General features: G+C 36.6%; 22 protein-coding genes. 10 read left to right on the top strand and 12 right to left on the bottom strand.

What is annotated here, in order from left to right; all coding sequences use genetic code 11:
* The first annotated feature begins 1 nt into the window (after position 1).
* Complete coding sequence (locus ACTJIP_RS06880) at positions 2-871, top strand: alpha/beta hydrolase (protein ID WP_077415377.1); 870 nt, start codon at positions 2-4, stop codon at positions 869-871.
* 299 nt (positions 872-1,170) lie between these two features.
* On the opposite strand, the gene ACTJIP_RS06875 is transcribed toward ACTJIP_RS06880, so the two are convergent.
* The 4 genes from ACTJIP_RS06875 to ACTJIP_RS06860 all read right to left on the bottom strand — a co-directional run bounded on the left by ACTJIP_RS06875 (position 1,171) and on the right by ACTJIP_RS06860 (position 5,734).
* Positions 1,171-1,869 carry a DedA family protein gene (locus ACTJIP_RS06875; protein ID WP_077415379.1) on the bottom strand — a complete coding sequence of 233 codons (699 nt, stop codon included), beginning with the start codon at positions 1,867-1,869 and terminating at the stop codon, positions 1,171-1,173.
* An 86-nt stretch (positions 1,870-1,955) separates the two neighbouring features.
* Positions 1,956-3,068 carry a peptide chain release factor 2 gene (prfB, locus tag ACTJIP_RS06870; RefSeq protein ID WP_047381300.1) on the bottom strand — a complete coding sequence of 371 codons (1,113 nt, stop codon included), beginning with the start codon at positions 3,066-3,068 and terminating at the stop codon, positions 1,956-1,958.
* Positions 3,069-3,180: 112 nt separating this feature from the next.
* Complete coding sequence (locus tag ACTJIP_RS06865) at positions 3,181-4,287, bottom strand: NAD(P)/FAD-dependent oxidoreductase (protein WP_180565457.1); 1,107 nt, start codon at positions 4,285-4,287, stop codon at positions 3,181-3,183.
* A 91-nt stretch (positions 4,288-4,378) separates the two neighbouring features.
* On the bottom strand, positions 4,379-5,734 hold the full coding sequence (locus tag ACTJIP_RS06860) for an ATP-binding protein (protein ID WP_077415383.1): 1,356 nt from the start codon (positions 5,732-5,734) through the stop codon (positions 4,379-4,381).
* Between the two features lie 116 nt (positions 5,735-5,850).
* Here ACTJIP_RS06860 and ACTJIP_RS06855 point away from each other — a divergent pair, with 116 nt between their 5' ends.
* From ACTJIP_RS06855 to ACTJIP_RS06845, 3 genes are all read left to right on the top strand, one after another.
* Complete coding sequence (locus ACTJIP_RS06855) at positions 5,851-6,753, top strand: ABC transporter ATP-binding protein (protein ID WP_077415385.1); 903 nt, start codon at positions 5,851-5,853, stop codon at positions 6,751-6,753.
* 2 nt (positions 6,754-6,755) lie between these two features.
* Positions 6,756-7,601, top strand: coding sequence for an ABC transporter permease (locus tag ACTJIP_RS06850; protein ID WP_440704282.1), 846 nt, complete (start codon positions 6,756-6,758; stop codon positions 7,599-7,601).
* Positions 7,602-7,725: 124 nt separating this feature from the next.
* Positions 7,726-8,352 (top strand): hypothetical protein, encoded by a 627-nt coding sequence (locus ACTJIP_RS06845; protein ID WP_440704281.1) that lies wholly within the window; start codon positions 7,726-7,728, stop codon positions 8,350-8,352.
* A gap of 43 nt (positions 8,353-8,395) precedes the next feature.
* On the opposite strand, the gene msrB is transcribed toward ACTJIP_RS06845, so the two are convergent.
* The 5 genes from msrB to ACTJIP_RS06820 all read right to left on the bottom strand — a co-directional run bounded on the left by msrB (position 8,396) and on the right by ACTJIP_RS06820 (position 11,883).
* On the bottom strand, positions 8,396-9,493 hold the full coding sequence (gene msrB / locus ACTJIP_RS06840; protein WP_440704280.1) for a peptide-methionine (R)-S-oxide reductase MsrB: 1,098 nt from the start codon (positions 9,491-9,493) through the stop codon (positions 8,396-8,398).
* A 17-nt stretch (positions 9,494-9,510) separates the two neighbouring features.
* Complete coding sequence (locus tag ACTJIP_RS06835) at positions 9,511-9,954, bottom strand: DUF417 family protein (protein ID WP_180565454.1); 444 nt, start codon at positions 9,952-9,954, stop codon at positions 9,511-9,513.
* Positions 9,955-10,033: 79 nt separating this feature from the next.
* Positions 10,034-10,303 carry a hypothetical protein gene (locus tag ACTJIP_RS06830; protein ID WP_426480406.1) on the bottom strand — a complete coding sequence of 90 codons (270 nt, stop codon included), beginning with the start codon at positions 10,301-10,303 and terminating at the stop codon, positions 10,034-10,036.
* A gap of 6 nt (positions 10,304-10,309) precedes the next feature.
* The gene (locus ACTJIP_RS06825; RefSeq protein WP_219072382.1) at positions 10,310-10,864 is read right to left on the bottom strand and encodes a sigma-70 family RNA polymerase sigma factor; all 555 of its coding nucleotides are present in this window, start codon (positions 10,862-10,864) and stop codon (positions 10,310-10,312) included.
* Between the two features lie 104 nt (positions 10,865-10,968).
* A complete protein-coding gene (locus ACTJIP_RS06820; protein WP_440704279.1) occupies positions 10,969-11,883 on the bottom strand; it encodes a DUF2268 domain-containing putative Zn-dependent protease in 915 nt (304 codons plus the stop codon).
* 244 nt (positions 11,884-12,127) lie between these two features.
* Here ACTJIP_RS06820 and alaS point away from each other — a divergent pair, with 244 nt between their 5' ends.
* From alaS to ACTJIP_RS06790, 6 genes are all read left to right on the top strand, one after another.
* Positions 12,128-14,731: an alanine--tRNA ligase gene (gene alaS, locus ACTJIP_RS06815; protein WP_440704278.1), complete on the top strand. Its 2,604-nt coding sequence runs from the start codon at positions 12,128-12,130 to the stop codon at positions 14,729-14,731.
* A gap of 419 nt (positions 14,732-15,150) precedes the next feature.
* Complete coding sequence (locus tag ACTJIP_RS06810; protein ID WP_077415401.1) at positions 15,151-16,629, top strand: alkaline phosphatase PhoX; 1,479 nt, start codon at positions 15,151-15,153, stop codon at positions 16,627-16,629.
* Positions 16,630-16,694: 65 nt separating this feature from the next.
* On the top strand, positions 16,695-18,509 hold the full coding sequence (locus tag ACTJIP_RS06805) for a cytochrome-c peroxidase (RefSeq protein ID WP_440704277.1): 1,815 nt from the start codon (positions 16,695-16,697) through the stop codon (positions 18,507-18,509).
* Positions 18,510-18,806: 297 nt separating this feature from the next.
* The gene (locus tag ACTJIP_RS06800; protein ID WP_228408724.1) at positions 18,807-21,134 is read left to right on the top strand and encodes a DUF5686 family protein; all 2,328 of its coding nucleotides are present in this window, start codon (positions 18,807-18,809) and stop codon (positions 21,132-21,134) included.
* A gap of 75 nt (positions 21,135-21,209) precedes the next feature.
* A complete protein-coding gene (locus ACTJIP_RS06795; protein WP_077415407.1) occupies positions 21,210-21,446 on the top strand; it encodes a hypothetical protein in 237 nt (78 codons plus the stop codon).
* Between the two features lie 8 nt (positions 21,447-21,454).
* The gene (locus tag ACTJIP_RS06790; RefSeq protein ID WP_077415409.1) at positions 21,455-22,924 is read left to right on the top strand and encodes a M20/M25/M40 family metallo-hydrolase; all 1,470 of its coding nucleotides are present in this window, start codon (positions 21,455-21,457) and stop codon (positions 22,922-22,924) included.
* Positions 22,925-23,155: 231 nt separating this feature from the next.
* On the opposite strand, the gene ilvA is transcribed toward ACTJIP_RS06790, so the two are convergent.
* Genes ilvA through ACTJIP_RS06775 form a run of 3 tightly spaced genes read right to left on the bottom strand, consistent with a single transcriptional unit; the run spans position 23,156 to position 25,803 of the window.
* Complete coding sequence (gene ilvA, locus ACTJIP_RS06785; protein WP_180565812.1) at positions 23,156-24,418, bottom strand: threonine ammonia-lyase; 1,263 nt, start codon at positions 24,416-24,418, stop codon at positions 23,156-23,158.
* A gap of 11 nt (positions 24,419-24,429) precedes the next feature.
* Positions 24,430-25,476: a ketol-acid reductoisomerase gene (gene ilvC, locus ACTJIP_RS06780; RefSeq protein ID WP_180565450.1), complete on the bottom strand. Its 1,047-nt coding sequence runs from the start codon at positions 25,474-25,476 to the stop codon at positions 24,430-24,432.
* 45 nt (positions 25,477-25,521) lie between these two features.
* Positions 25,522-25,803 (bottom strand): hypothetical protein, encoded by a 282-nt coding sequence (locus ACTJIP_RS06775; protein ID WP_052184688.1) that lies wholly within the window; start codon positions 25,801-25,803, stop codon positions 25,522-25,524.
* Positions 25,804-25,810: the final 7 nt, after the last annotated feature.

Below are 25,810 nucleotides of genomic sequence, written 5' to 3'. Positions count from 1 at the left end.
TATGAAAAAGCTCATTCTCAGGTATCATTTTTTTGTGATGGGATGCTTCGGTTTTCTGCTGCAGTCCTGCAATACAAGGTTCAGAGTCTGGGTAGGCCCGGGAGGCCAGCAGAAAATTTACAATTTGAAATATGGTGAACATAAAAGGCAGAAAATGGATATCTTTCTTCCCAAAGATTATGCTGAAGATTCTCCTGTAGTTCTTATCATTCATGGCGGGGCCTGGACTTTAGGCAAAAAAGAGCATATGATACAGATTCAGAAAATGCTTTTTGAAAACAGAATTCCGAGTATCAGCATGAATTACAGATTGGTTTCTGAAAAGAAAAAAATCACTTACAAACAGCAGGTTGAGGATATTGGTCTGGTGATTGAAAAATTCAATTCTTTAACAGAAAAAGCAGAACTTCTGCCCAACAATTATATTCTTCTGGGAGAAAGTGCCGGTGGACATTTGGCGCTGCTTTACGGATATCAGCATTCTGATCAGATCAAAAAAATTATTTCTCTAAGCGGACCTACAGATTTCTACAGTTCTGGATATCTTAAATCTTTCTATTCCAAATATGCTTCTCCAACTATTCAAAAGGTGGTAGGCAGTAAATTTGACCGGAAAAATGTGTCTGAAGCCTTTAAGGAAGCCAGCCCTATAGCCAATATTACCAATGTTCCTACTCTGTTATTTCAGGGTAACAATGATTTTCTGGTCAATCAGCATCAGGGAATTGCGATGGACTCAGCTCTTACCCAAATGAATATTCCACACAAGTTTATCTTCATGAAAGGAGCAGGCCATGTACCAAGATTATTCAGTAAAAGAAAAAGAGACAGCATTATCTATCCCAACATTCTGGAATGGATCAAAAAATAATCTCTTTAATGCAAAGAATCTTTAAATACCCAGTACAAAAAATTAATCTTTGAATAGTAGATGTATTTAACAAAGACGCTATGAATGCAAAGGAATCTTGAAGCTCATTATTTTATTGTTCGCAAAGACGCTTCGTTCAGCGAGGCAGATTACTTAGCTAAGTGAAACGCCCTTACGAGCGAAAAGTAGCAGAGCATGATAATAACATTGTGAGCTTTGCGTGTTAAAAAAACATTACTAGATACATAAAAGCCACCTCATTTCTGAGATGGCTTGATATTTTTTGATTGAATTATTTATTATTTAAAGTCCTGGTCCTCGTATTTTTTAGAAAGATCTTCTTTTTTTCCGAAAACAAACTTGAAGATTACCGGAAGTGTTGTTACCAATACAATTACGATGATGATATATTCAAGTTTTTCTTTTAAGTTGATTCCAAACTGTTCCATAAAAAGTTTATCCAGATAATGTCCGGCAAAGATCAAAATAAATGACCATAACACGGCACCAATAACATTATCTCTTAAAAATTCCTTTTTGTCCATCTTTACAATCCCTGCTACAATTGGGGTAAAAGTTCTTACGACAGGTAAGAATCTAGCCATAATAATTGCTAGTGCCCCATGTTTTTCAAAGAAATCATGAGCCTGGTAAAGGTATTTTTTCTTGAAAAGCATTGAATCCGGTCTTTTATATAAAGCTGGTCCTGCCTTCCTTCCAAAATAATATCCTACCTCATTTCCAATAATAGCAGCAAGAGCTACTCCTGAAGCCAATAATGTAGTATCTAAGAAATCACTGCCCGTAGAGCCAAAAGTCTCTTTGATGATTTCAACGGCATAAATCCCTGAAACGAACAAAAGTGAATCTCCTGGCAGGAAAAACCCTACAAAAAGTCCTGTTTCAGCAAATACAATAAACAAAATAAGCCAAAACCCTCCCATTTTAATATAAAACTCCGGGTTTAATAAATCCTTCCAGCTATTGAAATCTTCCATAAATATCGATGAACAACAAAAATAGGTCTAAAATGTCTGAAACAAAAATTAATTATAAGATTTTAACTAAAATTCAGACATGATTTTTATAAGTCGAGGTCATCATCTGAAACGGCCGTCCCATCGGCCATTAGAAATGCTTTTAAGAATGGGGTAAGATTCCCATTCATTACGGCATCCACATCTGAAGTTTCATGACCTGAGCGTACATCTTTCACGAGTTTGTAAGGATGCATTACGTAATTTCGGATCTGGCTTCCCCACTCGATTTTCATTTTGTTGGCTTCTATCTCATTTCTTGCCTTCATACGCTCTTCCAATTCCATCTCATAGAGTCTTGAACGAAGGAGCTGCATGGCTTTTTCTTTATTCTGAAGCTGGGAACGGGATTCTGAGTTTTCAATGATAATTCCGGTTGGTGCGTGACGAAGACGTACAGCGGTTTCTACCTTGTTTACGTTCTGCCCTCCTGCTCCGGAAGACCTCATCGTTTCAAAAGATATATCGGCAGGGTTAATATTAATTTCGATCGTATCATCTACTAAAGGATAAACATATACGGAAACAAAGCTGGTATGACGTTTCGCATTACTGTCAAAGGGCGAAATTCTTACCAAACGGTGTACTCCATTTTCACCTCTTAAATATCCAAAAGCAAATTCTCCTTCAATTTCCAGGGTAACCGTCTTCACACCGGCTACATCACCCTCCTGAAAGTTCAGCTCACGGATTTTATATCCTTGTTTTTCTGCCCACATTGTATACATTCTCATCAGCATAGCTGCCCAGTCGCAGCTTTCTGTACCTCCAGCTCCAGCTGTGATCTGAAGAACAGCAGAAAGCTCATCCCCTTCGTTGGAAAGCATATTTTTGAATTCAAGGTCCTCAATTTTTTCAACCAATTGCGGAAATGTCTCATCCAGTTCCTTTTCAGAATCCGGATCTTCCTTAGCAAAATCCACTAAGACCTGTATATCTTCAAACTGTGTCTGAATTTCATCATAACCTTCCACCCATTTTTTCTTGGAACGAAGCTGCTTTAAGAATGCTTCAGCAGTTTTCGGGTTGTCCCAAAATTCAGGTGCTGCTGTTTTCTCATCATCATTGGCAATTTCTATCTTCTTTTTTTCAATCTGAAGGTATCTGTGTAAGTCTTCAATCCTGGATTGAACTTCTTTTATCTGGTCGTTGTTAATCACGAATTTTTCTTTTTGCAAAAATAAGGAATTCTTTTAGAGTGGAGCGTTTTGAGTTTAAAGTTCCGGGTTTCAAGTTTTGAGTTCGGATTGGAGATTGATACACCTCTTTATTTTAAATAATATCAGCCATTATCTCACCAATCTTAGGAGCCAGGGCAACTCCCATTCCTGAAAGTCTTACTGCACAAAACTGTCTTTCTGAAAGCTGTTTTACAATAGGAGTCTTTTCCGAACCCATGGCCATGATTCCTGACCAGCGAAGTGCTATTTTAAAATCTGTATAAGGAAGTATGACTTCTTTTAAAAAGTTTTCCAAATGATTTTGCAGAAATTCTGTCGTTTCAAAAGCCGTTGTTTCTTCTGTCTTAAAATCCTGATTTCTTCCACCACCCAACAGAACCCGGTTTCCTACATTCCTGAAATAATAATACCCTTCATCATAGTGAAAAGTTCCTTTCAACTTCAATCTTTCTATGGGCTCTGTCAGAAGAATTTGTCCACGGGCTGGAATGATATTTTCTTTTCCCAGGAATCTGGAGGTGAATGCATTGGTGCAATAGATCATTTTATCTGCTTTTACAGAAATATCACCGGAAAGACGAATCTCAACCTCAAGGGGTCTTTCTTCAATATTTTCAACCTCTTTTCCGAATAAGAATTCTACCTTCAGCTCATGACATTTTTCCAAAAGCTTCTGCAACAGCTTTCCCGAATGCAGACTTCCTTCACAAGGATTTTCAATCAGAAATGCAGATTTCCCCAACCCGAATTGCTGTATTTTATCCTGTTTCAGACTATATGTTTGATCCAGACCAGTTATTACTTTCAGCTTTTCATTGATGGAATCCATATGGGATAAAGGTTCTTCGCTATTTAAAACTTCATAGCCTCCATTACGTTCAAAATCAATTTCATCATTTTTGAAATAATGTTGAATTTTCTGAAGACCCTCAAATCTCATTTTAACAAGCTCCAGAGTTTTTTCCCAACCCATTTTCTGTGAATCTGCAATGACTTCGGTAAAGCTTCCGAAACAGGCAAACCCGGCATTCCTCGTTGAAGCACCCAGTGGAATAGCATTCCGTTCAATGATAAGAACAGATTTTTCAGGATACTTCTCCTTAATGGATATAGCTGTCCAGAGCCCGGAAAACCCGGAACCAATGATAATGATATCTCTTTTCCTGTAGAAAGTGTCCAGTTCCCAGATGCTGTTCATGAGTGATGAGTAATTTTTTGTAAAATGTAAAATATATTTATGAATGCAAAACTTTAAACTCTAAACCTTGAACCTTAAACTTTGAATTCCCTTACCCTTTGTCTTTCTCCTCGTCATTATGCTGAAATCCGATAGCTCTTTGTGGCTCTTCAACAACTCTGTAGGTTTCCAGTTCGCTCTTCAATGCCTGAATCCTAAATTTAAAATCATCAAAATTATTGATAATGGCATCGGCTAAGAACCGGGCCACCTGATCAAGATATTCTTCAGTAAGCTTGGAACCTGCATCCCTTAACGCTCCACTCAAAAGATTCTGATCAATTTTCAGCTTCTCATTTCTGGTTCTTTGATAAAGATTTTTAATTCTTTTCTTTAAACTTTGGGTAAAATCTATCAGCATCGTATTGCTGAAGGCTTTCATCTTTGAAGATATTTCATGCCAGAAAGGGATTTTATCTGCTTTGTTGTTTTTAAGTATTTTATAAAGCAAAGAATCTTCTTCCAATCCTCTGGTCATGGCATATAAAATGATTTCTGATCGTTCTGAAGCATTGGGAGGAAAAATCGGGATCATAACATCAAATCTTCCCGGAGCAAGAATTTCTTCGTCAATTTCTGAAACTGAATTGGCAGAACCCACCATCAGAACACCTTCTTTTTCAAATTTTCCGATATAATGAAGGATAAGCTCCTGAGCTTCAAGATTACAGGAAGCAACATCTGTTTCTGCTCTTCTCTGCATCATAATTTCATCAAAATCATCCATAAAGAGCAGCATTTTGTTTTCCTTCATCATATTTAATAGAAAATCACTGAAGTTGATTTCATTTCCGTCAATCAGCGAAGTTCCCAAATAGTGTTTTTTGACTTCTTTAAACTGATAGCCAATAATTTCAGCAATCTTATTCGCCCAAAATATCTTACCGCTTCCCGGAGGGCCATACAAAATAATTCCTGCAGGCTTGTTGATCCCCCAATCTTTGATCTGCTGTGGGTTCAGGAAGGGTTCCAGAACAGTAGATGTATAAAAAAACAGATCTCTGTATCCTATGAAATCTCTTTGCTGAAGGCTGGTTTTACTCCCGAAATAATCATAGACAAACTTATAGTTTCCGCCTAATTTGTTATCAATTCCATAACTTGATATGGAAGATTTGAAAAAACCATTATCAAAAATATTGAGGTTGTTATCTTTAATCACCTTTTCTACCTTGTCTTTAGGCTGATTGATAACTTTGGCAATCTGCTCCAGCGTTTTATTTTTGTCCAGATCTTTTTCGTATAATCTTAAAAAGTCTACGTTTTCGCGGGCAAATTTTTCAAAATCTTCTTTTACTTCAAAATTCGTACTGACACAGTCTACCAATTCAAGATCGAAATCCTGTATAAACTGTTTTATGGCTTCTGCAGAAACATTCAGTTCTTCTGCCAGTTCAATTAGCTTCATAAGTATTGATTAATTCTATCAAATTTAATGTATTTACAAATAAATTGACATTGATTTATGATAATTCTGTAACATTATCTAATTTATATAGACTACTACTATGTAAAACAAATTACATGGAAAAGATTTTATCAGTAAAAAATTTGACAAAGAAATTCAAAAGAGTTGTCGTCAACAATATTTCTTTTGATGTTGAAAAAGGAAACGTGTATGGGCTTTTGGGTCCCAATGGAAGTGGAAAATCCACCACTTTCGGAATGCTGCTTTCCACCATCAATCCTACCAGCGGAGACTGGTTCTGGTTCGGCAAAAAAGGAACAAATCCAGAAACTTTAAAAAAGATAGGAGCGATTATCGAACAGCCCAACTTTTATCCTTATCTAAGTGCAGAAACCAATCTTAAAATTGTAGCAGAAATTAAAAATGCTCCCTATTCAAGGATTGATGAAGTTTTGAAAACCGTGAATCTGTATGAAAGAAGAAAAGATACCTTCAAAACCTTTTCTCTGGGAATGAAACAACGTCTTGCCATCGCTTCAGCTATGCTGAACAACCCTGAAGTAATGATATTGGATGAACCGACCAACGGACTGGATCCGGAAGGAATTATTCAGATCAGAGAGATCATCAGCGATATTGCCAAGCAGGGAATCACGATTATTATTGCCAGCCACCTTTTGGATGAAATTGAAAAAATCTGCAGCCATGTCATTGTATTGAAAGAAGGAAACTCCATCTACTGTGGAAGAGTAGATGAAATGACTTCCAACAACGGATATTTTGAACTGAAAGCTGATAATAACATATTACTTTTCAATACATTGAACGAATTACCGTGGTTTAGCTTCGTCAATCAGGACAGGGATTATATTAAAGCCCAGATCCGTGATGATGTGTCAATTTCAGCTTCAGCACTGAATCAGAAGCTGGCGGAAAAAGGGATTTTCTTATCTCATTTGGCCAAGAAAAAACTATCTCTTGAATCACAATTCCTTGAACTTGTAAAAAACACCAATTAGTCATGATAAAATTATTAAAACTGGAATACTACAAAAATCTGAACTATAAGCCGTTTAAGGTTTTTACGATACTTTATTTCGCCATTCTTATTGCTTTGCTTTTCATCGGATTGGTTGATTTTGATATTTTTGGAGGAACCATTAATTTAAAAGAGCAGGGAATTTATAATTTTCCGGAAATCTGGAACTTCACCACATGGATTGTCGCTTTACTGAAAATTTTTCTGGGACTGATTATTGTCTTCTCTATTTCACAGGAATTCAGCAACAGAATGTTCAAGCAGAATACGATTGATGGATTGAGCAGAAAAGAATTTATCACTTCAAAACTGCTGACGATAAGTATTTTCACCATTGTTTCTACGGTGATTGTATTTGGTATCACTATATTTCTTGGTTATCAATATTCAAATACAAAAGAATCAGCAAAAGTTTTTGCTGAGATCTTCTTCATTGGAAATTACTTTGTAAAACTGTTTACGTTCTTCTGTTTCTTAATGTTTCTTTCCATTTTACTGAGAAAATCGGTGTTTGTATTTCTTGCCCTTTTTGTCTTCTGGATTGGGGAAGGAATTTTAACAGCTGTTGAAGTTTTCTCTAAAGTAAGAGGAATGCAGGGGCCGCAAAGAAATGAAGTTCTTCAGAATGACTTTTTTATAACGCATCTTTTACCGTTAGAAAGCATGTCCAGCCTTATTCCTAATCCGATGATGAGATTAAATATGGTGAAAATGATGGGCGTAAAATATGAATTCCACTACCCTACTGAAAGCCTTATTGCTTGTCTGGTTTGGTCTGTCCTATTCATATTTGGATCGTACTGGATTTTGAGAAAAAGGGATTGGTAGATCTTAATGTTTAGAATTTAAAGATTGAATAATTAAAAATATTTAAAGATTATTTTTAAGTGGTTCGTTTTCGGATCACTTTTTTTGGCTTAATATTTTCATTCAGTATTGTCAAAAACCAGCCATGAAAAAGATATACTATTTTCCGGGATTGATCAGTGCCCTACTGATTCCTGTTCTATTCTGGTATTTTGGAAATCAGAGGGTTCATCTACCATATAGCGTAATGGATCTTGGACTTCCGTCGAAAGTCAGACCCAATAGAACTTTTAATAATACTTTTGAGCCTTACAGAAATTGGAATTATAAAAAGATAATTGTCTCCCCTAATATGGCTCTGCAAAATCAAAAATTGTATGTCTCAGAACTTAAAAAGCTTCAGGCAAGAAATGAGAAAGAATCCGGAATAGAATTTATCATCAATGATGATAATAGTTATCAGGATTTTATTGCTTTAATGGATGCGATGACACTTTCCAAGCAGGAAGTCTTTTGTCTCGATATGGAAAAGACAGAGCATTTTTTTGCTCTTCATGAATATAAATATCTGCAAAAAGAAATTCGTCCTATTTGTGGCGGAACAGTAGGTGGTATGAGCGATTACAAAAAGAAGCAAACCTTGAATTTAATACAACCTGAAAGTTTTATCAATTATGTTCCCCAACAATCTTTTTATATCATTTTCGGATTTCTAATATTTCTAAATATCTCTATGCTCAGCATCAAAGAAAGATTTCAATTACATCATTAATTCAAAAATAAAAAGGCTGCCATTTGGCAGCCTTCCTTTCACATTACTTTTTATCTAACAACGGAAGATATTTTCCGTATCCTTTTGTTTCCATTTCAGCTTTTGGAATAAATTTCAGAGAAGCACTGTTGATACAGTAACGAAGTCCTCCTTTATCCTGTGGTCCATCTGTAAAGACATGTCCCAAATGGGCATCACCGGTTTTACTTCTTACTTCTACTCTATCCATACCATGGGTACGATCCAGCTTTTCATCAATCAAAGCCTTTGTAATAGGTTTTGAGAAACTTGGCCATCCACAGCCGGATTCAAATTTATCGGTAGAGATAAACAAAGGTTCTCCTGTGGTAATGTCTACATAAATTCCTTCGCGGGTTTCGTTCCAGTATTCATTCTGAAAAGGTCTTTCTGTACCGTTTTCCTGGGTAACATTATACTGTTCTGCGGATAATTTTTCTTTTAAAACTTTTTTATCCTGTTTTTGATACGTTGGCTTTGGAAGCGGGTTGGCTTTTTTGGCCATTTCAAAAAGTCCCGGTTCAATGTGGCAGTAGCCTCCCGGATTTTTATCCAGATAGTCCTGGTGATAATCTTCTGCTCTGTAGAAGTTTTTTAGTGGAATAGTTTCTACCAATAAAGGCTTATTATAATTTTTTGCCAGTTTCTGAACTTCATCTTTTACAATAGCTTCATCTGTTTTGTTGGTGAAATAGATTCCTGTTCTGTACTGGTTTCCTCTGTCATTTCCCTGTTGATCTTTGCTGGTAGGGTCAATGGTTTTAAAATAAAGGTCAATTAACAGTTTCAGATCTACCTGCTCAGGGTCATACTTCACTTTCACTGTTTCAGCAAAACCTGTTGTATGGCTTACTACTTCTTCATAAGTAGGGTTTTGGGTATTTCCGTTGGCATAGCCTACATCTGTTCCTACAACTCCACGAATCTGTTGAAAAAAATGCTCTGTTCCCCAGAAACATCCCCCTGCAAAATAAATCTCTTTAACGTTTTTACTATCCATAATTTTCTCATTTTCTTTTTTTACTTCCACTTCATTGGGCTTCGTGTTCTTAAAAAGCCCGGATCCTGCAGCAAAAACTGCTATACCCAGAATGATTCCGAGTACGATTAATATATTTTTCATTTTTACCTTTTTATTCATTACTTATTATTTTGAACGATCATTAAGCCAAATCCTAAAAGCATAAGGTCTTTTAAAATAAAGAAATCCGTCACAGGCACTCCATCCACTATTTTCCAGATTCCCGGTGTTGTAAACAAATAGCTTAAGGTTACCAGAAAAGTGACAATCATTCCTATTCCTGCATACTTCTTCAGTACAGCAAATTTCGCACTAAATATCAGGAGTAATGCAATGATAATTTCTATCACTCCGATAAGATTTGACACTGCCTGGGCGCTCATAATCTTATATACGAAAAAAGTTAAGAAATGGTTTTCCACCAAAGGTTTTATGGCGGCTGCTTCTGTAGGGGTAAATTTGAAAATACCTATCCACAGCAAAATAAGAGCTGCTCCGAAGAGGGAGATATAATACCCGGCCCGGGTTAATTGATTTTTAGATTCCTGTACTGTTCCGACCATGTTTTAAGATTTTAATTGAATACTTTATTGTTTTCAATAGTATAGTCGGAGCCTTTTTAAAATCCTGACAGAAATTTTCTTAGAAATTTAATTTATCGATCATTTTATTTTTAAAATCCTGAATTTCAGACTCATTAATTTCAGTTTCCTGTTCAGAAAATTTCTTTTTAAAAACTTTATCCAGAAGTGCCAGCTTTTCATTGTACATTCTGCACCATTTGCAGATCATCAGATGCATGCTGAGCATCCTGTTTTCTCTGGCAGAAATGGATTGGGCATTCCTTTTTTCCATCAGTAAAGTAGCTTCACTGCATGGTAAAAATAATATATGTAGTATTCTTCTTATCATTTTTTCTTATGATTTTGAAAACCAGTTAAACTCCAGACATTCTCTCAGCTGCATGCGGCTTCTTTGCAAAATCTTCCAAAGATTAGTCGTAGAAACATTTAATTCCTGACTTACTTCCGGTGCTTTTTTTTCTTCGATATAATACATTTTAACCAGGATCTTCCATCTGGCGGGCAATTCTTCGATACATTCCTCCAATGTTTTATTAAAGTCTGCACTGTCTAAAAGTTCATCTCCGCCACCTGATACATTCCAGTCATTTAAAACATCATTTTGTTTCCATGAGCCTGTTCCATCAAAAAAATGATCAAGTCTGATATCAGGTTCAGATTTATACTTTTTCCGGTAAAAATCTGCAACTTTCCTGTTCAGAATTGCCATCAGCCAGGTGAGAGGATTGCTTTTTCCTTCAAAAGAATCATGGGCTGAATATGCCGCAAGAAAAACTTCCTGAACAACATCCTGTGCATCTTCTTTATTAGAAAGTACATACAGTGCCCGCTTCAAAAGCGGTCCGGAATATTGCTCTATCCAGCTTTTCAATTCTTCATCTTTTGTCATGGGAAGGATTTTTTGTCTTATCTCAGATCACAGCGAAGGTAATAAGTTAAGCGGGAAATTGCAAAATTTTCACGTTTTCTCTATTGCCAACCTTATTTAGTATATTATTTCATATAACCTGCCTTTTTAAAAAATGCGTGATGCTCGTTTTTTGAATAATTGATGCTGATGATTTCCTTTAATGCTGCTTTTTTATCTGCAGCCTTTTCATAATAGCTCTTACAAATTGTGTAGCCTACAAAATAGGCAAGATCAGCGGGTTTATCCTTAGAAGAACTTCCATTGTACATCCATTGATCCGTATCATATTGGTACATATCCTTTTTAAATTCCGACCAAAGCTGTTCTTCATGATTCCTGCCATAATCTATGTATGCAATATGAGGAAGATTTCCCAAAAGCTTTTCAGCAATAAAGTCGCAGGAGCCTTCCATTAAAGCCCAGCCTAATAAATCGAGATTACGATATTCTTCTTCATTATTCACTCCGTTGATATAATCCTGCTGTACATGAACCAGTTCATGAGCAATGTTATATTCTATAGACTGCTTGATTTTCGGATCTGAAAGTGAGGTCAATGCGGTAACTTCTGTTCCTATTAAAATAAATTCACGGGTTGTCGTTCCACCTCTGTTAAAAGTACCTATCACAAAGCTAATCTGAGGGCTGTGAAATGATGGATAGATCTTTTTAAAAGACGTGTACAGCTTTTCTATATCATAATCCTGCTGCGCTATCTCCAACGTTCGTGTACGTACTTTATTCCAACGCTTTGGTATTTTATTAATGCTCTTGACATAATCTGAAACACTCATTGTGTCCATTTTTATCAATGCTTTAAGTGCCGGGCTTGCTTTCTCCAAATACTCTGAATTCATGATTTCCATCTGTTTCAGCGAGTCATTAGATTTCTGTGCCAGGTCATAGGCTTTCCAGAAGTTGGTGACATCCGTATTTGACACTCTTTTTTGGGAATAAACGAATGTGGTTAAGAATAAAAATATGACACCGTATTTCATAGGAAATTCTTTACTCCAAAATAAAACATTTAAATTGATTCCCAAGAAGATATCTTATAAGAATCTTTTCTCTTAGCTATACAAACCTTACAGCTTTACTCAGGGTCTGTAATAAAAGAAACAAATATCCGGCAAACTCAGTCGGGCACCATTCAAAACATAGCATAAAATTATTACAAATCGCTTAAAAATAGTAAATTTGCATCTTATCAAATTTGATATTAAAAAAAGCAAAAGCAATACTATGACATCACAAGAGATACGTCAAAAATTTTTAGATTATTTTAAAAGTAAAGGGCATCTTATTGTTCCTTCAGCTCCTATTGTGCTGAAAGACGACCCTACCCTTATGTTTTCCAACTCCGGAATGACGCAGTTCAAGGATTTTTTCCTTGGCTACAAAACGCCTACCGCCCCTAGAATTGCCGATACACAAAAGTGTCTGAGAGTTTCAGGGAAGCACAATGACCTGGATGACGTAGGTAGAGATACTTACCACCACACCATGTTTGAGATGCTAGGAAACTGGTCTTTCGGGGATTACTTCAAAAAAGAGGCTATTGCTTTTGCCTGGGAATTACTGACTGAAGTATACGGAATTCCAAAAGAAAATTTATACGTAACGATTTTTGAAGGTGATGCTTCTGAAAATCTGGACAGAGACCAGGATGCTTATGATTTCTGGAAATCTCACATTTCAGAAGACCGAATCATCAACGGAAATAAAAAAGATAACTTCTGGGAAATGGGTGAAAGCGGACCATGCGGACCGTGTTCAGAAATCCATGTTGACTTGAGAACACCAGAGGAAAAAGCTAAGGTTTCAGGACTTGAACTGGTAAATAATGACCACCCTCAAGTTGTAGAAGTATGGAACCTGGTTTTCATGGAATTCAACAGAAAAGCTGACAAATCGTTAGAAAAACTTCCAGCTCAGCATGTAGATACAGGAATGGGCTTTGAACGTCTTTGTATGGCGCTTCAAGGGAAGTCTTCCAACTATGATACAGACGTTTTCACACCGCTTATTTCTAAAGTTGAAGAACTTTCAGGTAAAAAATATACGGGAATTTTAGAAGACGAAAAAGATATTGCCATCCGTGTTGTGGTAGACCACATCAGAGCGGTTTCTTTTTCTATTGCAGACGGACAGCTTCCTTCAAGCGGAGGTGCGGGTTATGTAATCAGAAGGATCTTAAGAAGAGGAATTTCTTATTCTTACAGATTTTTAGGGATGAAAGAACCTTTCCTTTATAAACTTGTAGCAGTTCTTCAGGAACAAATGGGGCCTTTCTTCCCAGAGCTTGAAAAGCAGGGAAAACTGGTTACTGAAGTCATCAAAAGTGAAGAAGATTCATTCTTAAATACGATTGAAACAGGATTAATCCGAGTTGAAAAATTAATTCAGCAAACTATTGCAGACAATCAAAAAGTTTTACCTACTCTTGAGGTTTTCGAATTGTATGACACTTATGGATTCCCAGATGATTTAACAAGAATCATTGCAGAAGAAAAAGGATTAACCATTGATGAGGAAGGGTTCGAAGCTGAAAGAGAAAAGCAAAGAAAGCGTTCTCAGCAAGATTCTGCTCAGAAAGTATATGACTGGGTAAACCTTGAATCAAAACCTGAAACATTTGTAGGATACGATCAGACTGAATCTGAAACGTATATTACAAGATACAGAAAGGTAGAAAACAAAGACGGGGAATTTTACCAGGTGGTATTGAGTAACTCTCCTTTCTACCCTGAAGGAGGTGGACAGGTTGGAGATAAAGGTGTTCTTGAGAATGCTGTTGAAAGCTTTGAAGTATTGGAAACCAAAAAAGAAAACGGATTGATTATTTCGTTGATCAGTGGACTTCCGAAAGATGCCGGTGCTGTTTTCTATGCTAAAGTAAATGCTTCTGACAGAAAAAATTCTCAGGCAAACCACTCTGTGACTCACCTTCTGCATGAGGCTTTAAGAGATGTTTTAGGAACTCACGTAGAACAGAAAGGTTCTTATGTAGGTCCTGATTATCTTCGTTTCGACTTCTCTCATTTCAACAAAATGACTGAGGAAGAATTGGCATTAATTGAAGAAAAAGTAAACAAAAAGATCAAAGAAAGTATTGCGTTACAGGAATTCAGAAATATTCCGATTCAGGAAGCTTTGGAGAAAGGAGCAATGGCTTTATTTGGTGAAAAATATGGTGACAGTGTGAGAATGATTCAATTCGGAAGTTCAAAAGAACTTTGTGGAGGAACTCACGTGAAAAACACCAGCGAAATCGGTCATTTCAAAATCACTTCTGAAGGTTCTGCTGCTGCAGGAATCAGAAGAATTGAGGCTATTTCAGGAGATAAATCAGAAGAATATTTCAACAATCTTGAAAAACAGATCACTGAACTTTCTCAATTGCTAAAGTCCAAAGATGTTGTAAGATCTATCGAAAAACTCATCGAAGAAAATGCTTCATTGAAAGCTGAAGTAGATGCTCTTAAAAAGGAAAAAGCAAAAGGAGAAATCGGTGAATGGAAGAATGCTTATGAGCAAAAAGGCAACAAGCAGCTTTTAGTAAAGAAAACTTCTCTGGATGCAGGTTCTGTAAAAGACATCGTATTCCAGTTGAAGAGAGAAATTCCTACTTCGGTAACGATTATCCTTTCTGATGCAGACGGCAAACCAATGATCACCGTTGGAGTTTCTGATGATCTGGCTGCAGATTATCAGGCAGGAGCTATCGTAAAAGATCTTGCAAAAGAAATCCAAGGCGGTGGCGGCGGAAACCCGGGTTTTGCAACAGCAGGTGGTAAAAACCTTGAAGGTCTGGAAAATGCTTACCAGAAAGCTTTGAATATATAAGAATAGAATACCTATTATAAATTTTAGAACAGGCTGTTTCATTTTTGAGACAGCCTGTTTCTGTTTTAATCATTATTTTTTTAACGCTAAGGATCGCAAAAAGACTCATGCTATCATAAATATTTCCGATTGCAAAGGCCGTTACACTCAGCCATGAAATGATTGCGTTTTTTGCTAAATAGAATACCTTTGCAAACGAAAAAAGTAGGTATCTAAAAGTCTTAGAGTCTCTGCGTTATAATATTCCATTCCTTATTAATCAGATATTCATCAAAATCTCTCTATTTATATCCGTTCTAATTATTGACCTTACCTTAACAAATCATTACCTAATCTTAAACTATTTGTTTTGTCTTCTTAAAACTTAGTTAACACTAGACCTCTAGTTTTGTCGTAATCGAAATTCAAAAAATATAATTATGAAAATTAACAAAACTATTGGAGCCCTATTCCTTGCAGCTATTGTTTTTCAAGGCTGTAATGATGACAATAACGGGGATTCCAACACCCCAGCCAATGACAAAATAAAGATTGAAAATTTTTCTAAAGAGCCTGCTTTCGTTTATGGAATGCAAGGTTTTGAAAATTTAAATATTACCACCCTTATTTCCAGCTCTGATGTACTTCCAGGTTCTCCTGACTTTGTTTTTGGAGGTCAGCCGGATGGAATGGGAATTATGAAAGATCCCAACTCTGACGGCTACCTGATGATCACCAATCATGAGATCAAACAGTCTGTATCAAGAGTATATCTGGATAAAACATTTAAGCCTGTAAAAGGAGAGTATATTTTAAACGGAACCGGAGGAATGACGAGATTATGTTCCGCTACACTGGCAACTCCTGAAACTCATGGTTTCAGTGCCTTTCTTACTGCCGGAGAATCTGGTGAAGAAAGTATGGTTCATGCTTTAAACCCTCTGGCGCCGGTATCTCAGGCAGCAGATAAAACAAGAGTAAAACCAGCTTTAGGAAAAGCTTCAATGGAAAATGCAGTTCCACTTCCAAAAGATGTTTCTAATGGAAAATCTTATATCATCATCGGGGAAGACCAGTCTTATTCATCTTCTCATCAGTCTGCAGGACAATTGATCATGTATGTAGCCGATACTCAGGGTGATTTGGATAATGGTAAGTTGTATTCTTTAAAAAGAACAAACAACAACTATACTGAAACGGATATGACGAAAGGAAGCAGCTACGATGTAGAATTTGTAGAAATTCCTAACGCCAAAAATCTTACAGGCGCTCAGATAAATCAGAAAAACATTGATAATAACGCCATCCGTTTTTCAAGAGTGGAAGATGTGGATTATAGAAAAGGAGCTGGAAAAGGAAGAGAAATTTACTTTACCGCTACCGGAGAATCTTCTGACGGTGTGAATCCGAAAGCAGGATTAACAATGTGGGGGAGAGTTTACAAGCTTGTTCTGAACTCCAACAATATGATGACAGGAAAATTAGAAGTTGTTGCTGAAGGAGATTCTAACCCAGGAAATAATCTGATCAATCCTGATAACTTATGTGTTACTGAGAACTTTGTATACATCCAGGAAGACGGAGATTCTTACTATAAAAATGCAAACCACGATTCTTATATCTGGCAACTAAATATTGCTACAAAGCAATATAAACCATGGTTGAACATGAAACATAACAGAAGTGATTCTGCATGGCAGACTGCTTACAACCAATCAGGGGATCTGCAGAAATTCGGTTCTTGGGAATTCGGAGCAATGGTTGATATTTCTGATATCATCGGAGTTCCTAATACCTTCTCTGTCAATATCCACTCACACACATGGCAGCTGGACAAATTTAAAAACCCTGACGGTTCCGGAATCAACACCAATAAAGAAGGTGGACAGATTGTAATCATCAGAAACGTAGAAAAATAGTTTTAATTCCTTCATATCAAATTAAAGTATCAATAGAAAATTTCTGTTGATACTTTTTCATACCTATGAATAAACTTTCAAAATACCCGATTCTTCTTTTCTTATACTGTGCAGCAGCACTTTTTACGCTCTATTACTGTAAAAATGATAAGCAGCAGCCTGTATACCAAGATCTTGGTTCTGTAAAAAACAGGATTATCAAAACCAACAATGATTTTGAAAAACAGATCAGTGAACTGAAAACCCTTGTTGCTGCAAATTCTGATGAAAAACTTCTTCAGGAAAAATTTCAGGACATCAGAAAAACATACAAAAAAATGGAATGGGCTGTAGAATACTTCCTACCCCACTCTGCTAGGTTTATCAACGGTCCTGCCCTTCCTGAAATAGAAATGGATGAGCATACAGAAATAGAACCCGAAGGACTGCAGGTTTTGGAAGAGATGTTCTATCCGTATGATAAGGGGAATAAAGATGAAGTGATCAGAATGCTCAATAAACTTATCAATAAAAGCAATACGATAGCCACCAACTTTCAGGTAATTACCATCAGTAAAGATCAGGTTTTTGATGCGTTAAGACAGGAAGCTTTCAGAATTTCCAGCTTAGGAATTGCAGGTTTTGACACTCCTGTTTCCGGAATATTTTTACAGGAAATGCCTTCTTCGCTGGAAGGTATCAAGGAGACATTGGAACAAATTTCCACGGAACGTTCGAAAGACAAAGCATTAAAAAGAATCATTGCAGAAATCAATTCAGCCATTGGAATCCTGAAAAGAAACACAGACAAAAATACGTTTGATTATGTGAGCTTTATCTCTGATCATCTTAATAAGATTACTGCTTTGATGCTGGATTTTAAAAATCAGGAGAAGATTCCGGATGTTGAGGTAACCACTGCTCTGAACAAAAATACGGCTACTTTTTTTGCTAAAAATGCCTTCAATCCCAATGCCTTTACTCCTGGGAAAGAATATGCATTCTCCGAAGAAAAGGCAGCTCTTGGTCATCAGCTTTTTAATGATAAAATTCTTTCCAACAGCAACAACAGAAGCTGTTCCACCTGTCATATTCCTGAGAAAGCATTTACTGACGGGCTTGCCAGGTCGATGTCCCTTGAAAACTCAGAACTGGCAAGAAATGCGCCTTCTCTCAACTATGCAGGATACCAGCATGGCCAGTTTTGGGATATGAGAAAGGATGATCTTGAAGGGCAGAGTTCAGATGTGATCTCCAATAAAGAAGAAATGCATGGTGACCTGAATGTGATTCTGGCAAAAATAAATCAGGATAAAAACTATCAGGCGTCCTTTAAAAAGATTTATCATTCTCCAAAAACAGAGGTATGGCAGCTTCAGAACGTACTGGCAAGTTATATTCGTTCTTTGTCAACATTCAATTCTGCTTTTGATGATTATATGAGAGGAAATAAGTCAGCAATGACGGAAAGCCAGAAGCGAGGTTTCAATCTTTTTGTTGGAAAAGCCCAATGTGCAATATGCCATTTTGTTCCTTTATTTAATGGTACAGTTCCTCCCAATTTCAAGAAAACCGAACAGGAGGTTTTAGGAGCTGCAATCAATGGAGAAAATAAAACATTTGACAATGATCCGGGAAGAGGAAAGTTTCATGAAACAGTACCTTCATTACAACATTCCTTCAAAACACCAACCCTTAGAAACATCAATAAAACAGCTCCTTATATGCACAACGGAGGATACAAAACATTGAAAGAAGTAATGAATTTCTATAACAAAGGCGGTGGAAAGGCTTTTGGATTCAAAGTAGAAAACCAAACACTTTCTGATACTCCGTTGCAGCTTACCGATAAGGAAATAAATGATATTATTGAATTTATGAAGACTTTAGATGATCAATAAGCCATCATAAAATAACAACTGATCAAAAAATTCTTGAACAAACCAGATTCAGGAGTTTTTTTATTGGAAATTTCCAGGAAATGCAGAAAGACTATCTAAGCGTCCTCATCATTTAATTTTATAAGGCGCAAAGTCCATAAAAACATTAGATTAAATCAATGTTATACTATGTTAAAAACTTTTCCAGAACAATAAATATCATTAATTTTGAACTAGTTTTTATACATGAAAAGGGCTTTACTGTTATTATTTTTTTTACTCAGCTTTTTGGGGTATTCACAATCAAAAATTAAGATTGTGGATGACGCCAGTCAAAAGCCTGTTTTTAATGCAAAAGTGTCATGTGATAACACAATCATTGGATACACCAATCAACAGGGCGTTTTGGAATTTAAAACAGAATGCAAAAACATTGATATTGACGCCGATTCTTACCAGAAAGAAACGATATCAGTGGAGAGCAGTATGGAAATTTCCCTCATCAAAAAATCTTCAAAAACCACCAGCATTGAAGCTGTAGTTATTGAAGATAAAAGTGATCCCCGGGCTCTGGAAATTCTGAAAAAAGTGAATAAACTTTTTAACGAAAACTCTCCAAAAAGCTTAGGTTCCTATTCTTATAAATCCTATGAAAAAATATCTCTGGATATTGATGAGGACAGCCTTTCACAGTTTAATCAGTATTTCAATGATTTAAACATTTTCAAGAAAAAAAGAGAAAAAGACTCACTGAATAATATTTCCGCAAGAAAAGTATTTTCAAAAAGCAAACTCTTTCTCTGGGAAAGGGCACAGGAGTTTTTATATTCCAAAAAATATGGTGAAAAGATCAATATTCTGGACAACAGAATTTCCGGTCTGAAGCAGCCTATTTATGAAATGATTGCGCTCCAGCAAAGTAACAGGGATATTGTTCCTGAGCAGGTGAAGCCGGAGAACAGAGGATTGTACAGATTCTTTCTTTCGGATACCGTTACTCTTGACGGGAGAAAAAACTTTGTGATCCGTTTCCGTGAAGTCAATTACAAAAAGCCGGACAGAAAGCGAAAGTATAACGGTGCTATTTATGTAGATACGGAAACCTACGGAATCAAAAAGATAGAAAATTTCAGTAAAAATAAAAACGACGGGATCATCACCAGCACATGGGTATTCTATAATAACAAATGGTTCCTTGCCCATGAAAAAACCAAGCTTAAAATGGGTAAAATGGCGATGGACGACAAAGAGCATGCTGACGATAAGAAAACAAAAAAAAGTTTTGGAACCTACGCTTTTCTTACCTCAAAATATTTTGATTTCGAAGCTCCTATCGAAGAGAATCCCAAAGATTTCAAAGGCTATACCTTCTCTGTAAAAAATATTGACGGCCATTCTCTGGACCGGTACAGAACAGAGCCTCTTACTGAAAGAGAACAAAATACCTATAAGACCATTGATAGTTTAGGTAAAAAATATAAAATTGACAGAAAGGCGCAGATCTTATCCGGATTACTGAACGGGCAAATCAGAGTAGGCTCTGTAGATTTCGCGGTGGATGAAATTGTCAATTATAACTCTTATGAAGGCTTCAGATTAGGTTTAAAGGCCAAACTTAATGAAAATTTCAACCCTTATTTTTCACCAGACTATTATTTTGCATACGGGGTAAAAGACAGAAGGTGGAAATACGGAATGGGTCTTGATATGAAAACCTCGCTGGAAAAAAATTCAATTTTCCGATTTGAGGTATATGATGACGTAACAGCATCAGGAGAGTTCAACAGAAAGCTCTGGAATTTCAAAATGAGAACGATGAATTTTGGAAATAACCTGAATAATGATAAATATTTCCATTTCAAAGGAGCCTCTTTATCGTATATGAATGACGTGACCAACGGTCTTACCCTTGCTCTTGCTGTAAGACGAAATACGGAAGCTGCAGAATTTGATTACCAGTTCAGAGACAGAGGGACTTCATACAGAAATTTCAATACACTTTTTACCTTAAAATATTCTCCGAATTCTACCAATATTATGACTCCTCAGGGAAAATCTCTGATCGACCAGAAATATCCTGAGTTGTATTTTAATTATGAGCAGAGCTACAAACTGCTGCAGGGGAACTTTAATTATTCCCGTTTTGATGCTCTTTTTGTTCATAATTTTAAGACTCCCATCGGGACTACTGGTTTCAGACTGTACGGAGGTGCCGTTTTGGGTGAAGCGCCAATCTGGAAAAACTTTACGATGAACGGACTTGCTTCCCCTGGTAAAGATTTCAATTTCAACCTTACCTCTTACCTTGGATTTGCTACCTTGGAGGGAGGAAAATATTATAATGATAGGTTTATTGCATATTACTTCACTCACAAGCTTCCCTTGTATTTCAAGAGTTTCGGACACAATGTTTCCAGCTTTGATTTTGTTCTGAGAGGAACTATCGGAGATATGAAACATCCGGAATACCATCAGTTTAAGTTCAGAAAGCTGGATCATCTGTATCAGGAAGTAGGCTTGGAATGGAATAATTTCCTTTCCAGTTATTTTAATCTAGGTTTATTCTACAGAGTGGGTTATTATGCAACACCACATTTCAGAGAAAATTTTGCTATCCAGTTTAAACTGAAGTTTCTCGAGTTTTAATACCCCATAAAATACAAAATCTTTATTTTTGAACCAGAATTCAGAAATATTCAACGATAATATATAAAAAAGAGCATGCAGAAAATCGAAATCAAAGCAGAACAGTTTTTTGAATTATTAAAATTAAAAGACACTCCGATGTGGGAAATTTTCTCACAGATGATCGATGGGAATGAAAAGGAAATTATCTTTTTAGACAATGAAGACAAGATCCTTTTCACTTACATTTTAGCTTCTACAAAGGAAAAACTGGAAGAAGACAGAAAGGAATTTTCAAAACAGTTTTCAGAGAAATTAGCTAACTTTGATTAAAAGTTTCTATGAATAAAAATTATGTTTTTTCTCTGCTAAGTCTTTTCCTGTTTACCATTGGAAATGCTCAGAATTATAAAAAACCTTTGGTTTCTGCCATCAAAGAAGCTGATCTTCGTACCGATATGTATCAGCTTGCTGCAGATCAGTTCTGGGGTCGTGAAGCAGGAACGCTGGATGAATTAAAAGTTTCTATGTGGCTTGCTGACAAAGCAAAAGAAGCCGGAATGAAACCCGCAGGTGATAACGGAACTTTTTTCCAGTTTTTTGATATGTACAGACATCAGGTTATCCCTCAAAGCAGCCTGAAAATTGGAGACAACAGTTTGAAACTATGGAAAGATTTCCTTGTTGCTGAGCCTGTGAATGCTTCTATAGATGCCGAAATTGTATATGCCGGAAACGCAGAACCTGAAGATCTTGCTAAATTAAATATTCAAGGAAAAGTACTTGCTGTAAACGCTTCAGACAAAAATATCTCAAAAGATATGACTCTTTTTGTAAGAAGATATCCTGGATTTGTAAGAAATAAATACTACAATAAAGCTTCTGAACTGGGAGCGAAAGCCATTATCTTCATTACCGATGATACCTCAGAACAAAGCTGGGTGGAAGTACTTCCTCAAATGACAAGAGGAAGCTATGGTGTAGAAGGATTGAGAGAAAAGATCACGAATAATATTCCTGTTTTATGGATTAAAAGAGAAAATACAGGATGGGTAAAAAACAATCCTAAAGCTTCTCTGAACCTGATCACTGAAACCTACAAATATCCATCAGTGAATATCATCGGAAAAATAGAAGGTACTGATCCGGTTCTTAAAAATGAATATGTTTTGCTAAGCGGACATCAGGATCATGACGGAATCAGGCATCCTGTAAAAAATGATACCATCTACAATGGTGCCGATGATAATGCAAGCACCTGTGTTGCAATGCTGGCGATGGCAAGAGCTTACAAAAAACAGCCGGGAAAAAGAAGTATCCTGTTTGTTTTCCATGGAGCTGAAGAAAGAGGATTGTTGGGCTCCAGATGGCACGCAGCACATCCGGTTGTTCCAAAAGAGAAAATCGTAGCTGTATTGAATGGTGATATGATTGGAAGAAATGATAATAATGAGGCAGCTTTATTAGGAGGAAATGCTCCTCATAAAAATTCTGAAGAGCTTGTAAAAATGGCTGAAGAAGCCAATAACGAGAGTACAAAATTCAAATACCTGAAAGATTGGGATTCTCCAAGCCACGCTGAATATTTCTATTTCAGAAGTGATCATCTTCCTTATGCTAAAATCGGCATTCCTGCTATATTTTTCACCAGTGTACTGCATGATCAGTATCATACGCCACAGGATGAATCAGAAAATATCAATTACAAAAAGCTTTATAAAATGACGGAATGGATGTACAGAACATCCTGGAAAGCAGCGAATGAAGCTGAACGTCCAAAAATAATTTCAAATTTTTCGCTTGAAAGATAAAAATAAAAAGCTTCACTGATTGTGAAGCTTTTTATTTTTCATCATTGTGTTTTTAGAATCTGATTGATTACGAAATAATTTAATATTGAATATGTATTTAACCATTAAGTAAAATTTAGATTGTAAGGAAAGTTAAGATTCAAATGAATTTGAACAAAGCAATCTGCTTACTAAATATCTGAAGATATTTTTTTCATTATTCTTAAAAGCTTTATCAATCTTAATGGTTCATTAAATAAGTAAATTCATCAGCGAAGGGTCATTGTTCAGATAGTTGACAAAAAAATCATATTGTTTCATCTTATCGATTAAAGGGTTGAAATCTTTGTTTTGTTTCAGAGCAATTCCTACCACTGCAATTCCTTTTTCTTTTGAGTTTTTCTGGGTGTACTCAAAATAGGTAATATCATCATCAGGTCCCAGCACATCCATTACAAAAGTTTTCAATGCTCCCGGACGCTGTGGAAACCTGACCAGGAAATAATGCTTTAACCCTGCATAAAGCAACGCTTTTTCCTTGATTTCTTCCATACGGGTAATATCGTTATTACTTCCGCTGATGATACAGACTACATTTTTACCTTTTATTTCATCCCTGTATTTTTCCAATGCGGCTACTGAAAGAGCTCCCGCAGGTTCTACAACAATAGCATCTTTATTATACAATGACAAAATGGTCTCACATACAAGTCCCTCCTCCACCGTAGCCATATCATGCAGGATATTTTTGCAGCGTTCAAAAGTAATATCTCCCACTTGCTGTACTGCTGCTCCATCTACAAACCTGCTTATCTTTTCAAGAAGAACAGGTTTCCCTTTTTCCAGCGCTTTTTTCATACTTGCTGCCGCTGAAGGTTCTACTCCAATGATTTTTGTGTGTGGTGACAGATGTTGGAATACAGAACAGATTCCTGCTGCCAGCCCACCTCCTCCAATCGGAACAAAAATATAATCAATAACACCCTCAGCCTGCTCCAGAATTTCCAGCGCTGTTGTTGCCTGCCCTTCAATAATTGCCGGATCGTCAAAAGGATGAATAAATACACTGTTATGGTCTTTACAAAACCTCATCGCAGCATCTTTTGCAGCATCGAAAGTATCTCCGTACAAAATAACGTCTATGTATTCTCCACCGAACATTTTCACCTGCTCAAGCTTTTGCCCGGGTGTTGGCAAAGGCATGAAAATAGTTCCTTTCACCTTCATTGTCTGACATGCAAACGCCACTCCCTGCGCATGATTTCCGGCACTGGCACACACCACTCCTTTTAAAAGTTCTTCCGGTGACATTGTTGCCATCTTATTGTATGCTCCTCTGATCTTATAGGATCTTACTCTTTGAAGGTCTTCTCTTTTGAAACGGACATTCGCCTCATAAATAGCTGACAGATTATTATTGACAGCTAAAGGTGTTTTTACCACTACATTTTTTAATCGTTCCTCCGCTTTATAGACATTCTCTAAAACGAAGGAACTTATTTCCTCTTTCATCATCTGTTTGATAATTAATTGTTTTCGGGTCTGAGGCTTCGTACAGTCTTGCCAGCTTTCCACATTTCGCTTTCTCTTAACTCTGTAAGTTCAACTTCCAGTTTTTCACGATAATCCGGCTTGCTGTTACTGTCAATCGAACGTTGTGCTTCATTTCCTTTGGCTACGTTGTCATACAATTCTTCAAATAAAGGCGAAGTAGCATCTCTGAAACGTTTCCACCAATCTAAAGCTCCTCTCTGAGCGGTTGTGCTGCAATTGGCATACATCCAGTCCATCCCGTTTTCTGCCACTAAAGGCATTAATGACTGAGTGAGTTCTTCCACTGTTTCATTAAAGGCTTCAGAAGGGCTGTGTCCGTTTTTTCTCAATACATCATACTGAGCAGCAAATATTCCCTGTACAGCTCCCATTAATGTTCCACGTTCTCCGGCAAGATCGCTGTATACTTCTTTTTTAAAATCAGTTTCAAACAGATATCCGCTTCCTATCGCGATACCCAATGCAGTTACTCTTTCTCTTGCTTTTCCTGTAGCATCCTGATAAACGGCAAAACTGCTGTTCAGACCTCTGTTCTGGAGAAACATTCTTCTCAACGAAGTTCCTGAGCCTTTTGGTGCTACCAGAAATACATCTACATCAGCTGGAGGAACAATTCCCGTACGTTCGCTGAAAGTAATTCCAAAACCATGAGAAAAATATAATGCTTTTCCTGGGGTAAGGTGTTGTTTTACTTTTGGCCAGTATTCAATCTGTGCAGCATCGCTCAGAAGGTAGCAGATTATGGTTCCTTTTTCTAAAGCTTCTTCAATTTCAAATAAAGTTTCTCCCGGTACAAATCCGTCTGTAACTGCTTTATCCCATGATTTGGAGTTTTTCCTCTGTCCTACAATAACATTAATTCCGTTATCTTTCTGATTCAAAGCCTGTCCGGGTCCCTGTACTCCGTATCCAATTACCGCTACTACTTCATTTTTTAATACTTCCTGAGCTTTTTCCAACGGAAATTCATTTCTCGTTACTACGTTCTCTTCTACTCCTCCAAAATTCAATTTTGCCATTTTTTTTGATTTTATAATTATTGATTATGATGTTTAATTTTATGTTTAGCTTGCATATTCTACAGCTGTCAGGTATGGATTTCTGTGATAATGTACTTCCAGAACGTCTACCTGTTTTTCCATTTGTCTGCTTATTTTCTGAACAGAATCTTCTGTTTCTCTGATCACGATGACAAACTTTTTTACTTTTTCTATTTCTGAAGGACCTACATTGAAGGTCACCATAGAAATTCTTCTTCTTGAAAAAATAGCATTGATCCGGCCGATCAATCCTAAATAATCTTCTGTATACGCTGTAATGGTATATTCTTTATGATCTGTTTTCATCTTTTTT

It is taken from the genome of Chryseobacterium sp. 22543, from assembly GCF_052044565.1.
Classification (GTDB): domain Bacteria; phylum Bacteroidota; class Bacteroidia; order Flavobacteriales; family Weeksellaceae; genus Chryseobacterium.
Note: the sequence above shows the minus strand (reverse complement) of the source record. Positions and strands in the feature narration are given on the sequence as shown.

What these genes read in the sequence shown, in the direction of transcription:
- ACTJIP_RS06880 (WP_077415377.1), top strand. Translation starts at nt 2, where the DNA reads ATGAAAAAGCTCATTCTCAGGTATCATTTTTTTGTGATGGGATGCTTC.
- ACTJIP_RS06875 (WP_077415379.1), bottom strand. Translation starts at nt 1,869, where the DNA reads ATGGAAGATTTCAATAGCTGGAAGGATTTATTAAACCCGGAGTTTTAT.
- ACTJIP_RS06865 (WP_180565457.1), bottom strand. Translation starts at nt 4,287, where the DNA reads ATGAACAGCATCTGGGAACTGGACACTTTCTACAGGAAAAGAGATATC.
- ACTJIP_RS06860 (WP_077415383.1), bottom strand. Translation starts at nt 5,734, where the DNA reads ATGAAGCTAATTGAACTGGCAGAAGAACTGAATGTTTCTGCAGAAGCC.
- ACTJIP_RS06855 (WP_077415385.1), top strand. Translation starts at nt 5,851, where the DNA reads ATGGAAAAGATTTTATCAGTAAAAAATTTGACAAAGAAATTCAAAAGA.
- ACTJIP_RS06850 (WP_440704282.1), top strand. Translation starts at nt 6,756, where the DNA reads ATGATAAAATTATTAAAACTGGAATACTACAAAAATCTGAACTATAAG.
- ACTJIP_RS06845 (WP_440704281.1), top strand. Translation starts at nt 7,726, where the DNA reads ATGAAAAAGATATACTATTTTCCGGGATTGATCAGTGCCCTACTGATT.
- msrB (WP_440704280.1), bottom strand. Translation starts at nt 9,493, where the DNA reads ATGAAAAATATATTAATCGTACTCGGAATCATTCTGGGTATAGCAGTT.
- ACTJIP_RS06835 (WP_180565454.1), bottom strand. Translation starts at nt 9,954, where the DNA reads ATGGTCGGAACAGTACAGGAATCTAAAAATCAATTAACCCGGGCCGGG.
- ACTJIP_RS06830 (WP_426480406.1), bottom strand. Translation starts at nt 10,303, where the DNA reads ATGATAAGAAGAATACTACATATATTATTTTTACCATGCAGTGAAGCT.
- ACTJIP_RS06825 (WP_219072382.1), bottom strand. Translation starts at nt 10,864, where the DNA reads ATGACAAAAGATGAAGAATTGAAAAGCTGGATAGAGCAATATTCCGGA.
- ACTJIP_RS06820 (WP_440704279.1), bottom strand. Translation starts at nt 11,883, where the DNA reads ATGAAATACGGTGTCATATTTTTATTCTTAACCACATTCGTTTATTCC.
- alaS (WP_440704278.1), top strand. Translation starts at nt 12,128, where the DNA reads ATGACATCACAAGAGATACGTCAAAAATTTTTAGATTATTTTAAAAGT.
- ACTJIP_RS06810 (WP_077415401.1), top strand. Translation starts at nt 15,151, where the DNA reads ATGAAAATTAACAAAACTATTGGAGCCCTATTCCTTGCAGCTATTGTT.
- ACTJIP_RS06805 (WP_440704277.1), top strand. Translation starts at nt 16,695, where the DNA reads ATGAATAAACTTTCAAAATACCCGATTCTTCTTTTCTTATACTGTGCA.
- ACTJIP_RS06795 (WP_077415407.1), top strand. Translation starts at nt 21,210, where the DNA reads ATGCAGAAAATCGAAATCAAAGCAGAACAGTTTTTTGAATTATTAAAA.
- ACTJIP_RS06790 (WP_077415409.1), top strand. Translation starts at nt 21,455, where the DNA reads ATGAATAAAAATTATGTTTTTTCTCTGCTAAGTCTTTTCCTGTTTACC.
- ilvA (WP_180565812.1), bottom strand. Translation starts at nt 24,418, where the DNA reads ATGATGAAAGAGGAAATAAGTTCCTTCGTTTTAGAGAATGTCTATAAA.
- ilvC (WP_180565450.1), bottom strand. Translation starts at nt 25,476, where the DNA reads ATGGCAAAATTGAATTTTGGAGGAGTAGAAGAGAACGTAGTAACGAGA.
- ACTJIP_RS06775 (WP_052184688.1), bottom strand. Translation starts at nt 25,803, where the DNA reads ATGAAAACAGATCATAAAGAATATACCATTACAGCGTATACAGAAGAT.